Origin of the sequence: Methanothermobacter sp. K4 (assembly GCF_022014235.1) — an archaeon.
GTDB lineage: Archaea > Methanobacteriota > Methanobacteria > Methanobacteriales > Methanothermobacteraceae > Methanothermobacter.
In genome coordinates this window covers 240,217-254,875 of the sequence record NZ_JAKLTD010000003.1, presented here as the reverse complement: position 1 = coordinate 254,875, position 14,659 = coordinate 240,217, and the positions used below count along the sequence as shown (strand labels likewise).

10 protein-coding genes are annotated in these 14,659 nt (G+C 46.5%); 3 read left to right on the top strand and 7 right to left on the bottom strand.

The genetic code is table 11. The features are described from left to right. Positions 1–93 precede the first annotated feature (93 nt). The 3 genes from L5462_RS08195 to L5462_RS08185 all read left to right on the top strand — a co-directional run bounded on the left by L5462_RS08195 (position 94) and on the right by L5462_RS08185 (position 5,115). Complete coding sequence (locus tag L5462_RS08195; protein ID WP_237780278.1) at positions 94–4,191, top strand: cobaltochelatase subunit CobN; 4,098 nt, start codon at positions 94–96, stop codon at positions 4,189–4,191. Positions 4,192–4,327: 136 nt separating this feature from the next. Further along, positions 4,328–4,675, top strand: a complete 348-nt coding sequence (locus L5462_RS08190) for a nucleotidyltransferase domain-containing protein (protein ID WP_237780277.1) — start codon at positions 4,328–4,330, stop codon at positions 4,673–4,675. Positions 4,676–4,716: 41 nt separating this feature from the next. Further along, positions 4,717–5,115 carry a DUF86 domain-containing protein gene (locus L5462_RS08185; protein ID WP_237780276.1) on the top strand — a complete coding sequence of 133 codons (399 nt, stop codon included), beginning with the start codon at positions 4,717–4,719 and terminating at the stop codon, positions 5,113–5,115. 36 nt (positions 5,116–5,151) lie between these two features. Here L5462_RS08185 and L5462_RS08180 read toward each other — a convergent pair whose 3' ends face one another. The 7 genes from L5462_RS08180 to L5462_RS08150 form a co-directional block, all read right to left on the bottom strand. After that, on the bottom strand, positions 5,152–7,776 hold the full coding sequence (locus L5462_RS08180; RefSeq protein ID WP_237780275.1) for an Ig-like domain repeat protein: 2,625 nt from the start codon (positions 7,774–7,776) through the stop codon (positions 5,152–5,154). A gap of 173 nt (positions 7,777–7,949) precedes the next feature. Further along, positions 7,950–10,211 carry a pseudomurein-binding repeat-containing protein gene (locus tag L5462_RS08175; RefSeq protein ID WP_237780274.1) on the bottom strand — a complete coding sequence of 754 codons (2,262 nt, stop codon included), beginning with the start codon at positions 10,209–10,211 and terminating at the stop codon, positions 7,950–7,952. 203 nt (positions 10,212–10,414) lie between these two features. Beyond that, complete coding sequence (locus tag L5462_RS08170) at positions 10,415–10,837, bottom strand: DUF86 domain-containing protein (RefSeq protein ID WP_237780273.1); 423 nt, start codon at positions 10,835–10,837, stop codon at positions 10,415–10,417. Further along, on the bottom strand, positions 10,834–11,262 hold the full coding sequence (locus L5462_RS08165; protein WP_237780272.1) for a nucleotidyltransferase domain-containing protein: 429 nt from the start codon (positions 11,260–11,262) through the stop codon (positions 10,834–10,836). Before L5462_RS08165 ends, L5462_RS08170 begins: the two co-directional genes overlap by 4 nt. Before the next feature lie 214 nt (positions 11,263–11,476). After that, positions 11,477–13,000 (bottom strand): hypothetical protein, encoded by a 1,524-nt coding sequence (locus L5462_RS08160; protein ID WP_237780271.1) that lies wholly within the window; start codon positions 12,998–13,000, stop codon positions 11,477–11,479. Positions 13,001–13,014: 14 nt separating this feature from the next. Then, a complete protein-coding gene (locus tag L5462_RS08155; protein ID WP_237780270.1) occupies positions 13,015–14,037 on the bottom strand; it encodes a hypothetical protein in 1,023 nt (340 codons plus the stop codon). Continuing rightward, the gene (locus L5462_RS08150; protein WP_237780269.1) at positions 14,038–14,634 is read right to left on the bottom strand and encodes a 4Fe-4S single cluster domain-containing protein; all 597 of its coding nucleotides are present in this window, start codon (positions 14,632–14,634) and stop codon (positions 14,038–14,040) included. It lies immediately after the preceding gene. Positions 14,635–14,659: the final 25 nt, after the last annotated feature.

Genomic DNA, 14,659 nt, shown 5'->3' with positions numbered 1-14,659 from the left:
ATTAAAATTTTTAATAATTATCTATATAAACATATTATAAGAATATTTTATTGAAAGCCAAGGAGAGGTGAAATAATTAAAAGGTATCTGTTATTGATACTGATTCTACTAGCATTCCCGGTGATGGACACTGTGACAGCTGCAGATGAAAACGTTACCATCCATGGGACAGTAATGAACAACACCACAGCCGCGGGGGGCACCATGATCACCATCAGGGACCCCGCAGACAATGTAACACTCATATCAACGGCTGCAGATGTTGGGGGCAGATTCAATGTGACATTACAGACAAATCTTACACGTCTCCTTGTTGAGATGAACTACAGGGGACAAATTTACAGGACCACCGTAACACCAGCAGGGGCTCCCAGGACTGCTGAGGTGAACCACAGGTTCGGTGTGCCCCTTATAAAGGAACCCCTTAAGATGATGATACTCACAACGGGGATAAGTGGCTTTGAGAAGCTCATTAACAGCGCCTATCAGGATATGCTAATGGATGGTTACCGGTTCCAGCTGAAACTGATACCTGCAGATAGATTATACGAGAACAGAACGCTAAATGTCTTCAAAGAGGAACTCCAGGATACAGGGGTGCTTTTCTTTTTCTTCAGCAGCATTAACCCTGATCTTGTTTCAGTCATCACACCCATCCTCCAGAATTCCACAGCAAAGATGTATGCCAACTATAACTTCAGGGTCACCGGCACCAACATCACAATCCTAGGAGGGGAGTACTCAACTGTTGCACCGGGATACACGATACTAGCACTCCTCAATACAGAGAACATGAAGAAGGTCATACTGGAGGTTCTGAGGTTAAGTGGCTATGCCGAAGTCTCAAGGGATGAAACAAGGATCATAAGTGGCAACCCTGCCATGACAACCATTCCAGACTTTGCATTCCACCCATCAACATCAAAGGTGTTCTATGACAGGGCATCCTATCTAAACTGGTACTCCTCAAGCGGCCATTACAGACCAGGAGCACCCTGGGTTGGTATGGTAATCCACTCCTGGCACTACACAGCAGGACAGCTTGAACCATACAGTATGATCATAGACGCCCTTGAGAGGAGGGGATGCAATGTACTCCCCATCGCCTCACATGTCAGTACCACCAGAAGGAACACTACCATGAACTTCTTCATGGAGAACAACTCATCTGCAATAGACCTCATCATCCCGATACTGGTAAACGCCTATGGATACACCGTTAATGAAAGCTATGAGATATTCAGGATGCTCAATGTACCGGCCCTCAGTCCCGTCTTTACCACCGATGTAACCTTTGAGGAGTACCTTGAGAATCCCCTGAACCCGGATTACAGTGTCGACATATCCCGGTGGTATCTTGCAGCAGAAATCGATGGAAGGATAGAACCCATATTCATAGGGGGTTTCAGTTATTCAACCGACCCCCAGACCGGGATCCTTGTGAGGACACTGAAAGGTTACCGGTATGGTGTGGAGCAGCTGGCGGATAGGGCGATTTCATGGATCAACCTCAGAAGAAAGGAAGCATCAACCAAGAGGATAGCAATTATATATGCGGATAGTGCACACGATGAAACGGTACCTGTTGCTGATGGATTAAACGTGATAGAGAGTCTGATAAGCATACTTGGCATGCTCAGGGAGAATGGATACTGCATCGGGAACACAACACCGACGGCTGAATACCTGATCAACAGTATAAGGAGCTGTGGCAGGAACGGTAACTACAGCAGCAGCCAGCTCAAAAAGCTCGTTGAATCAGGCTGTATCACAGTACCGGTTTCAGATTACCTCCAGTGGTACTCAAAGCTCCCTGCAACCCTCAGGCGTCAGGTTGAGGCGATCTGGGGTCCGGCTCCAGGGAACATCATGATCCACAATAACAGCATAGTGATCCCTGGCTTCATCCTCGGCAACATGTTCATAGGTCCGCAGCCGGTCTGGAAGTGGAACGGGACCCTTAAACTCAACAACGGCACCCTTCCACCGACACACCAGTACATCGCATTCTACCTCTGGCTTCAGAATGGATTCAGGGCCGATGCCTATATACAGATGGGAACCCATGGAACCCTTGAGCTTTTACCGGGTCGAAGAAGTGGTATGGCAGAGAATGACTGGCCAAACACTCTCATAGGGTCACTGCCACACATCTACATCTACCGGATGGACAGCTTCGGTGAGACGGACCTCGCAAAGAGACGATCATACGCGGTCATAATATCCCATATGATACCACCGGTTGCATCAACAGAACTCTATGGTGTCTACGCAGAATTAAGGGATCTTCTAAGCGCCTACAGAACAGCCTCAGAATCAAATGACACCGCAAGGATTTTAGAACTCAGGAATCAGATAACAAGGATAGTAACCACAGATGATACACTGAAAACCAGAATAAAAAGCGACGGGGACTTTGAATCACTGAGGAGTCAGCTTGAAAGTTACCTTGAAATGCTTGCAGGGACCCTCACATCCCATGGGCTGCATACATTCGGGAGACTGCCAGATAATGAAACACTTGAAAGGTTCATCAATGCAATCGTAACCTATGATGGCAACAGAACCTCAAACACTGTAAGGGAGCTTATTGAAAGGAGTGTGGCAGAGGAAAGATCATCCCTTCTAAATGTCCTCAATGGCGGCTATGTAATAGCAAGGGTTGGTAGGGATCCCATAAGAAGCCCTGACTCAATGCCAAGCGGTGCAAACATCTATTCCTTCGATCCAAGAAGGGTTCCTGATACAGCAGCCTTTAACATTGGAGGGCAGATCGTCAATGAGACACTGAAATTATACCTTAAATCCAGTGGAGCCAGGTATCCTGAAACAGTCGCTGTCCCGGTGAGTGCCTCAGAAATAATGGTGACCTCCGGTCAGAGTCTCGGTGTAATATTCAACCTCCTTGGGGTCAGGCCTGTATACAGCAGCGGAGTTCTGATTGGAACCGATATCATACCACTCAGTGAACTTGGAAGACCACGTATAGACGTTCTGATCCAGGCTGCAGTGAACTTCAGGGACCTCTGCATGTATCCCCTTGAGATCCTGGATGATGCTGTGAGGAAGGTGGCGATGCTCAATGAATCCCCTGAAATGAACTACATCCGCAAACATTACCTTACAATGAAGGCTGACATTAAAGATATCTTGAGGGACCAGGGCCTCTCTGAAGAGGATTCTGATTCAAAAGCGGATCTCCTTGCATCTTCAAGGATATTCAGCCTTCCTTTAAGTGCGGACACCCACGCTGTGAGCCTTGGAAGGATGATACTGTACTCTGACAGCTGGACCGAGGATGCGCTTGCATCCACCTACCTGGATTACTACACCTTCATATATGGAAGGAACATTGAGGGTATACCCGGGAGGATGCTGGTTGAACGGTTCATTGGTACCGTGGACACAACACTGGCAATTTCATATCATTCACAGCCCGGAAGGACATACTATACTGGTTCAGTGACACTCAACTTCATCGTAAGGTACCTCACAGGAAAGGAGATAACAAGCTACATCGCAGGCACAGCACAGGGTAGGCTAAAGGTGAAAACCCTCAGTGATGCCCTCAGTGATGATGTGACACTGACACTCCTCAACCCCTACTGGAGGGACTCGATGCTCAGGGAAGGGTACTCAGGAAGAAACACCATAGCAGTATTCATAAGAAACCTCTATGTCTCAGATGCCCTCGCCAGGGTAATAGATCCATCGATATGGAACAGTGTGAGGGACATCTACTTCAGGGATAGCAGCATATGGAACAGGTTCGACGGTGAACAGAAGGAGATAATCGCAAGGGCACTCCACAGTGCATATACAAGGAGCATGGTCAGCCTAACCACAGATGAACTGGGTATCATAAAAAACATCCTTGGAAGTGTTGATGATGAAAATACAGAGCCGGTGCCTCCAGAATCAGAGGGATCAAATACGCCAGAAGAATCAGATACTGACTCCACCCCTCCAAGATCCGGAACACAGAGGGGCGAGTTCAATGGACCGGAATCCGGGCCATATGAAGATGAATCATCACTGGAATACGGGACGCCTGGCCCTGGTGGGGGTGGTGCCTATGAGGTCAAAGCCGCTGAATCAGAGAAACCAGAAAGCCATACCATGTTACCCTACACAGTTCTGGTGGTCCTCGTCTTTTCATTGCTTGGAGTGGGTTACTACCTGAAAAAATAATCTCCACCTTCTTTTTTTAAAGTGAAGCATATTTGCCTTTAAGTCAATCTGATACATGACCAGCAATAAGATATAGAATGATCATAATATCCATACGGATGAATCTATAAGAACCCGCATTGATGGGTTTCTCCGTGTGATCAGGGGGTTCGAGGATGCCGAGAGGGTCAGGTTCATAATACTCTATGGCTCAGCCCTTGGGGGTGAGGAGTGGTCTGATATAGACCTTGCAGTGTACTATGATGGAACCCCTGATGAGGCAGCGGATTTCAGGCTGAGGGTCCTCTGTGAGGTGGATGAAGTATTCGATGTCCAGATATTCCAGCAGCTACCACTCTATGTGAGGGTCCAGGTACTCAGGGGTGAGGTCGTATACTGTGACAGTGAGAGGTTCCTCCATGACATTGCATGGGAGACTGTGAAGGAGTTCGATGACTTCAAACACCGCTTCTATGATTACATCGGCATGTCCCCCATGAGGTGAGTGTCCAATGATAAGAAAGACCATCATACTCACGAAGATAAGTGAGATTTGAGGAAAGCGTAAATCTTATAGATGATAACCTTCCCGAAACCTTTGAGGAGTTCCAGGGGCTTGGCCTTGTAAGGGATGGTATGTATAAGAGACTTGAATTTGCTATTGAAAATGTATTTGACATATGTTCCATCCTTAACTCCGACCTGAAACTCGGTGTCCCTGGATCAGATGGTGATGTCCTTGAGAACCTTCTTGGAGCCGGGATAATAGACGAGGAAACCTTCAGGAAAGTAAAGGCAATGAGGGGATTCAGGAATATCGTGGCCCACAGGTATGGTAAGATAGATGACCGTATAACATTCAGGATCCTCAGGGAACACCTGAGGGATTTTCATGAATTCACCGAAAAAGTCAGGGAAACCCTTAAGACCCTTGAGAATAAATGAAAAAGTTCATTGAAAACAAAAAATAAATAAAGAGTTTTAAATTGCTATATCCACCGGTAGCCTTCCGTTTGCGCCGTAGAATGCGAGTACCCTGCTGTATACGTATACAAGGCGAACAAAGCTCACCCGGCCATAGGATGTTGAGGCATACCTGGGTGCCCTTCCCTGGCTGTTTATGAAGTTCCTGATACTAACTGCCACTGACACGTAGGCTGACCTTGAGAGTTTACCTGACCCCCATGTGCCTGTGCTACCCAGATAACCCACGGACCGTGGTGTTAAGGGGTTCTGGTTTCCTGAGTTGAGCTGGACCGTTGCACGTGCAAGTAAATCCAGGAACTGGGCCATGGAGTACCCCTTTGATGCAATTGTGACAGATGCTGGTAGCTTACGGTAGCGTGCATAGTGGTCCCTGACAGTCAGGGCGGCAGCTGCAATCTGTTTAACCGTTAAACCCTGGGATTTCACCGTAACTGTCCTTGCAGGAAGACCCCCTATGGTCACCATGTACACCCCATCCCTGGTGATGGTGTAGTTGAACCTCACATCCCCTGATTCACCGGCTGCAAGTGAAATTACCATTGATGCAGCTGGGACAGAATTTACAAGTAGCTCTGCACGGTAATCACCCGGGGCCTCACCTGTATTCCTCACCCTGGCAGATACGCTGATCCTGAGGGGAGCCGTCCCTGAGAGTGGACCTGCAGTGAGGTTTGAGAGTTCAAATGCCGCCTTCCTGAGGATCCTGAGTTCTGCCCGGGATGAACTGTTATTGAGGAGTTCATCACCCTGGAACTCTGCAGTCACATTGTAGAGACCCGGCGGAAATATTCCTGGAAGGTTGAGGCTTGCCCATCCATCTGAATCGGTGGTTGAAGTTCCCATGTTAACCCCATTTATCTGGAACCTGATGGCCTTCCCTGGAATGGGGTTCTGTGCCATTAAACGTGCCCTTAAATTGAATGCATCGCCCTCAACAGCCTCAGAGTCATCCATTGTGATGGATGATGGGACCTTAAGGACATCCACATCCACTGAGGCGCTTTCAGCGTCAAGGGTCGCGTTCACGGTTACTGTACCCGGTGCCGTCAGACCTGTGAGTGTTGAATTTGCAGTTCCAAGGGACATCACAGCATCATCGATGCTCCCTGCAGTGGACGAGAAATCCACATTACCCGTGTAGGGGACGAAGAATGTATCATGGTATCCTCCGGCACTGTCATGCCTCAGATCTGCCTTTATGAGTGAGGTGCCCCCTGCAGCAACAGCCGCTGGATCCGTGGTTAATGTGAGGACCATCCATGGTGCCACAGCAACGTCACCTGATGTGAGTTCACTGAAGTCCGGTGCGTTACAACCCCACCAGTTGAATCTGGCATCCACTCCCGGGCCGTCCTCACAGAAGACATCGGCGCCAGGGTTATCCAGGATACGGCAGAACTTGATCACTGTGACGGTGAAGTAGCTGAGGACCGCTGATCCTGTATTCCATGACTCTGCAAGGTTGCCTGTGAATGTGGATTCTGTGATATCTGCAAGTACCGCAAGGAAAGAACTTATACCACCACCAGCTGATCCTGCCCTGTTATCTGTGAATGTGGTGTTCCTGACTGTCAGATTCCCATAATTGTTCCTGATTGCTCCACCATGCTCTGACGCCACGTTCTCAGTGAAGGTGCACCCTGATACTGTGGTGTTAACATTATCTGCATGGATACCGGCACCGTAATCTGCAAGGTTTGATCTGAATAGGGAGTCCGAAACCTGTAAATTCAGGAATGAATCGTCAGTGTTTCTGAATCCTGAGATACCCCCACCATGGCGTGCGGTGTTGTAGAGAATCATGGAGTCGGTCACGGTAACCGTGATTTCCGTCCCATCTGCCGCCCACACATATAACCCGCCGCCCTGGCTCTCTGCGATGTTCATTGCAATTGTAGAGTTGCATATGAGTGTATCGCCACCGGTGTAAATCCCGCCACCATCCTCTGCATGGCCAAGGGCAAATGATGAGTCCCTGATGTTAAGGGATGAGTATGAGGCACTGTATATGGATCCCCCACACCCTGAGGCCTCATTCCCGTTGAAGGTTGATTCTGTAACCTCAAGGACTCCCCTACTGTATAATGCACCACCATCCTCTGCTCTATTCTCGATGAGGTAACTTCCAGTCAGTTTCACTGTACCGTCACTGTAGATGGCGCCACCCCCTGTGGCGTTGCTGCACATGAGGAGGCAGTTCTCCACCTGGAGCTCACCGTGGTTCATCACCGCCCCACCCTCAGGTGCACTGCCATTCCTCAGTGTGAGGTTCCTTAGGACCAGAACCACACCGGAGGATACATTGAAGGCCCTGCCAAGGGCCTCGCAGTCTATCACCGTACCGGTGGTTGACTGACCGGTGATGGTGAGGTTCCTGTCAATGAGGATGTCCCTGTTACGTTCACCTTTGTACTCACCGTCTGCCACCCAGATGCTGTCACCTGAAGCCGCAGACCCTGTTGCGTTTCCAATTGTAGCCTTGGCAGCCGCCCATGAGAGCCCATCATTATCATCGGACCCCCCTGTGGCGTTGACATAGATATCGGCTGCGCTGACACATCCAGGGATCAGCATGATCCCCATGAGAAACAGAAAGAAACATGTGATTATTTTTATCATTTAAACCCCCTTGAGTATAATATAATGATTATAGGATAAAAAATTTTCACTGAACTCCCCTGAAATGGGGTTCCTGTTTAACTGATTATCAAAAAATAAGTTTAGACCTCTAAAATGGGATTCATCTCTGATTGATCACAAAAAAATAAAGTTTAAAAAAATAAAGGGTTGGGTTAGATTATCAGGTAGTTTGGAAGCCTCCTGTTGTTACCGTAGAATCTGAGGACCTCACTGTAGCTGTAAACGAGGCCCACAAAGCTCACCCGGCCATATACAGTTGAGGCATACCTGGGTGCCCTTCCCTGGCTGTTTATGAAGTTCCTGATACTGGCTGCCACTGACACGTAGGCTTGCCTTGAGAGTTTACCTGACCTCCAGATGCCAATGCTACCGGCATAACCCACAGTCCTTGGTTTTAAGGGGTTCTGGTTTCCTGAGTTGAGCTGGACCGTTGCACGTGCAAGTAAATCCAGGAACTGGGCCATGGAGTACCCCTTTGATGCAATTGTGACAGAGGATGGCAGTTTACGGTAGCGCAGGTAGTGGTTCCTGACGTTCACGGCTGCAGCGACAAGCTGGTTGATGGTTATACCCGTTGCTGCTGGAGCAGCCCTAACCGTTACCGTGGTGTTAACCATCTGGTTATCCAGAACAGCGGATACCACTGCAACCCCTGGTGCATTGAGGTTCCTGAGGGTCGAGGATGCAACTCCACCGCTCATCACAGCATCACTGATTGTACCATAGGTTGTTGAGAAGTCCACAACTCCTGTGTAGGGCACTGCGGTTGTATGCAGTGTGCCAGCACTGTCATGTAACAGGTCAGCCCTGATGAGTGAAGTGGACCCCACAGGGACATTTCCGGGGTTTGCTGTTATGGTCAGTACAATCCATGGGTTTGCTGTAACATCACCTGATGTGAGTTCACTGAAGTCAGGACTGTTGTTACCCCACCAGTTGAATCTGGCATCCACTCCAGGACCTGCCTCACAGAAGACATCGGCGCCAGGGTTATCCAGGATACGGCAGAAGTTGATCACTGTGACTGTTAAGTAGCTGAGGACCGCTGATCCTGTATTCCATGACTCTGCAACGTTACCTGTGAATGTGGATTCTGTGATATCTGCAAGGGCTGCCCGGACATTGCTTATACCTCCCCCGGCGTAAAATGCCCTGTTACCTGTGAATGTGGTGTTCCTGACTGTCAGATTCCCATAATCGTTTCTGATTCCACCACCGTGTGCTGATGCCACGTTCTCACTGAAGTTACATCCACTAACAGTTGCATTGACACCGCTCGCAAGGAACCCGCCACCGTACCATGCTGTGTTGCCGGAGAATGTGCTCCCCCTGAGTAGAACCCTTAGAGTGCGGGTTTGATCTGTTGCAACTGCCCCACCAAAAGTTGCGCTGTTTGATGTGAATGTGCAGTTCACGATCTCTGCAGAATCTGAAGCCCGATATCCATATACATATATAGCACCACCCGTCTGACTAGCGCCGTTATCATGGAATGTTGCTGAGTTAATATAGATGTTGCCACAGCTGGAAATTGCCCCGCCCATATATCCTGTGTTTGATGTGAAATCTGAAGAGCATACTGTCATATTCCACTGGCCTGATGTTAGATAGTTATGAATTGCCCCGCCATACGTTGCGCTGTTTGATGTGAATGTGCAGTTCATGATCTCTGCATTTCCTGATTCGCTGTATATGGCACCGCCCGCTCCTGCACCGTTTTTTGTGAATACACTGTCCCTTACTGTGAGGTTGCTTTCACCCATGCTGGATATGGCCCCGCCACTATTGGTGACTGAGTTGTTGATGAAGGTGCAGGATTCCACCACCATTGAGGTATATTGTAAACTGCAGAGAGCCCCTCCTATAAAGTTTGGGCTATTAAAGGAATTGTTTTCGAAGTGGCTGTTTGAGATCCTTGCAACAGCATAGTTAGACGATGTGCCATTGTTTGTTATCACAGCCCCGTATAACCCCATGTTCTCAATGAAGCTGCAGCCCCCAACAGTGAGGTTGCCATGGTTCAGGATGACTCCACCATAGTCTTCGTTCCCATGCTTCACGGTGAGGTTTCTGAGTGTGAAACTAACACCCTGTGGAACAGTGAAGGCCCTGCCAAGGGCCTCGCAGTCTATCACCGTACCGGTGGTTGACTGACCGGTTATGGTGAGGTTCCTGTCAATCAGTACGTCTCTGTTACCAGCACCACGGTATTCACCATCCGCGAGCCAGATGCTGTCACCTGAAGCCGCAGACATAGTCGCGTTCCCAATTGTCGCCTTGGCAGCCGCCCATGAGAGCCCATCATTATCATCGGAACCCCCTGTGGCGTTGACATAGATGTCAGCTGCAGAGGCTGTTCCTGATAAAATGAGGAGCGCTACAATGGCAGCTACGGCAAATAGATGCTTTATCATTTATCTGTCTCCTGATATCTGCACATTAAATGTGCATGTATATAATCTGGTTTAATATGGTTAAATGTTTTTCAAAAAAGACGTGGCAAAAGTTTTAAATGATAGAAATCCATAACATAATATGGTTAAATAATTTTAATTTTGAAGAAAGGGTATGCTAACCGATCCTCCAGATAAATAGAGGAAAAAATGGAAGGGTATGGTTAATCCCTCATTCCCTCCAGATACCTGGCAACAAATACAGCGAACATCTCCAGGTCCTCCAGGTCCCGCTGAAGGTAGAGGTAAACCCTCTCAACATCTATTTCAGCGTACATATGCACCAGTATATTCCTGAAACCTGCTGCAGGTGCGAATTTATCTGCAAAATCCCCGGGCAGAACCCCTATTTCTCCAAGTATCTCTATGACTTCCCTGTATGTTTCAGGTTTCCTTGCCCTCTCCCATGATATGATCATCTCACCAATATCCAGACAGCACTCTATGGAAACCTCAAGGTACCTTTCAACTGCCCCCCTCAGGGTGACGTCCTTTTTAAGGTCCTCAAGTGAATGCGATCTGTAACCCCTGAGTATCCTAAGGTACTCCTGGAGTTTCTCGAGTTTTGATAGTACCTCATCCTTCACTTCAAACCCTCACGTGCCATCATCCTGAGCGCCAGTCTGGTGTGTCTGTCGTTATGGTACCTTCTATCAAGGTACTCTGACATGACACGTCCCTCGAACCTCACCCTCTCCTCCTCACTGTCCTTCAGGACTATTCCATCCCTGATTATATTGTAATTCAGGGAGAGTGGCGCCCGATTCATTATAACAAGGTCCACCCTGTCTGTTCGGAGTGCGGATACAAGTTCATCTATGAGTTCCAGCTGAAAACTGAGTTCATCGTATCCCTTCAGGGTTTCCTTCAGGAGGACACCGATATCAAAATCTCCGAGGGTTCCCTTATCCCCCCTTGCAGTGGAGCCAAAGAGGTATGCAATGCTTACCTCATCCCTTTTCCCTAGAATCTCCACAAGTTTTTCCATTTTCTGGTTTTCAATATCCATCATGGTTCCATTGATAATTCTGAATCACCTCATATATAAGGTGCTGGCCAGCCAGAAGATTAACTTCGTAATAGAGAACTATTACGCAGATCCCGCTGCTCTTCCGGCCCTCTATGATTACTGACAAAAATTAAACCAGCAGATCCTGTTTACTCATAAAACAAACTTCAAAACATTTCCCGGCGACATCTAAAAAAATTAGTGCATGTTCAACCTGTCAACGGAATAAGCCTAAAAATGTTTCTAGAAGACCCCTGATTTTTTCAAAAGGTCCATCAGATTTTTCACTTGAATAGATAAATTTAACACCATCATTTTCAGTTACCTCTCCATTGACAGTGTAATCCTCCGAATTAACTTCAAGTGAATCATGGTCGGTTTTACCAGAAAGTTCAATTAAATCAATCCACTCCCTCAATAAATCATTGCCTTCAAAATCCTCCCACATATCATAATTTAGAATAATACCGGTTTTAATCAGGTATATAATGATATCGCACTGTTCCTCAGGTTCCAGTGCCTCAAACTCATCGGAAACATCCTGAACACGCCAGATTCTCTGGATGATATCAAGAATCTTGCTTCTGGAGATGATTTCTGGAGGCAAATATACATCTTCACCTGTCAGGGAATTGTCAATAACCAGTGACTCAACGGTCTTCACTATAGAACTGGAGGAAACACCCTCAATAATAAATTCCAACATAACTTCCGGGGAAACTCCACGGACCTCCAAACCAAACGTATCAAGAAATTTTTCATTGAACAAACTCTCCACCAGACCTATATTAACCTTAGCAAAACTCCGCAGGATGGGCATGAAATCCCCAATGGGCACCTTCTCTTCCCCTTCAAGTAGAAGTGATAATCTGTAGGCCGCTTCTATATCCTCCTTTGAGAGTGGTTCATTGCAGCTTTCAAGCCATTTCTCATAGGCAGATTCCGGATGGAAAAGGTGGTTTAATGCAGATGGATAATCTATCTTCCCGGTACTCAGGTCAACCAGAATCTGTTCTCCACCATAGGGTCTTTCCTCATAAAATCCAACTATTTTAAGGGGGTAATTATAAAGGGTTCCCCCATCAAAGGCTGAATCCCATCCAAGGTTAACTTTGAGTTCATCGGGAATATAGAAGAACAGCTCATCCAGTAACCCTGACACATCATCGGAACATCCATATAAAATCAGGTTTGGAAGTTCATGATACCCTCTGGCCGCCTTAAACAGGTAAAATACCATTTTTAATTTAAATCTGTCTGATAATGGGGGCCAATTCATCTTTGATTGGGAATAATTTCCAATGCATATTGGCCTGATGCTGCCTTTACTTTTATCAACCATTTCTGAATCAAGTAAAACTTCCAGGCCTGTGAAAACATAATTCTCCACAAGGTCAAAAAGTGCAAGGGGTGTTTGAGCCTCCATCCACAATTCAGGGGGAAATAAGAAGCCATGACATAAAAACAATCCCCCCCTCCCAAAAACGTCTCTATCATCAGGGAGATCAATAATGTAGAGGACAGCGAGATAGTTTTTACCACTTATTTCCTTAAAAAAAACCGTGAATTTCTCTTTAAAACCATCCACCTGGGGTTTATGTATCATTTTTTCTATATCATTAACATCTCCCCCTGAAATAACGTCTACTGGATAGAAAACAGTGTGAAAGTCCATTATGTTCCAGGGGGACTCCCCGGGCGGCACCTTAGTATACACGAGTTGGTACACATTATGCTGCATAAAACCATCACCTACTACCTAACCCTGGAAATGAACCTTTCTATTCCGGATTTAGGAGGGTTGAAGTTAGAAGACTTGTTCCTCATTGCAAATACAAGGGGATCTATCACCCTCTTTGGATGATCATATTCAAGATTAGTTATCAGGGTATCGCCAACAGGTTTGGCACCTGTTGATGATATAAGAGTATAATTAACACTTTTAAAATTATTTTCAGCAAGATTAACAAATCCTCCGCAATCCTCACTTATAAGCCATTTTTTTATCCTTTTAGAGTAATCATCAAGCTCTTCAAACCTTCTTTTCAGATCAGCTGCCCCCTTAGTTATCCACCAGTTACATGATCCCTTGTTTAAAAAAATTTCAAGGTCCTCAGGCAGGGTGTTGAGCTCATCTGCCTTGGTTAGTAGTACGACCATCTCCTGTTTAGAGAGGTCCGCATCCAGTTTCTCATATACGCCCCGTATGTATGTATCAAGAAGGCGCTCCATCTCAAACCCGGCGTCATACCCATCTTTACCAAACCCGCTCTCATTTAAACTTATTATGAAAAAAACATTATCTGCGTGGGCAACAAATCTTCCCATATCTGTTATTTTATCAGTGCTTTCATAAACCCTTCCTGCAGTGTCATAAAAGCTTAGAAAAGTATCTCCAACAGCGGGCACATTCTGTAAATGTAGAAGGGCTGGTCTTGGAAAATTTTCAGGGGTGCTCTTTGGAAGCTTTGACTTTTCAAAATTCCTGACATCTGAATATTTTATTTTGTGGGTATAATCATCACATGTGCGCCAGGAAAAATTTTTCCATATATTCTTGTTTGAGAGAACCCTCAGAGTATAAAATAGGCTTGTAAGATAGACCGTCTTTCCATGTCCCGTGAATCCTATAAGCCCTATCCTAACCTTTAAATTACGGGGGTCAATATAATCCTTTGGAAGACCCTCACCACAACCTTTAACAGTGCAGCAGTAACCTACCCCTTTTTTAATCTGGGGACTGACTTCATTCAAACAGTAAGGACATATTACATTCATTTAATTAACCTCCCTTTTGAATTCCTCCCAGAAATCCCAGTCAAACATTCCCGTAATGTAAACACCATCATCACATATTTTAAGTTCCACCTCCCTTGAAGAGCATTCATTAACCGTGCCCTCAAGATGGGCATAGCGATCTGTTAGAAAATGGACTCTCTGATTTTTGCTGCCACGCCAGAGAAGGGGCGCACTTTCTTCTTCAATGTAACGGCCATCTATGAGTATATCTATAAACTCAAGAAGTTCTTTCCCCTCTATTTTGCCTTCAAGAATCTCTTCAATCTCATATCCAGTAAAACATACCAGTGTAAGACCCATGGACTTAACGGCAGAAGCGAGATTTACCAGCTCCTCAGCCTGAGCCATCGGCTCGCCACCAGTGAATGTAACACCCTCTATGTTATCCTTAATACTGGAGATGGTTTCAATCAAAGTATCAGTTTCTAATAAAACTCCCCCACCTTCTTCCTGGAATTCCGGGTTGAAGCAACCCCTGCAACGAAATGGGCAACCCTGAAACCATATAACAAATCTTCTTCCTGGACCATTGACATTGGTGGAAATCAGGCACCTGCCAACCCTTAACTTTCCCATCCTCCCACCATCCTAAACGTTAAAA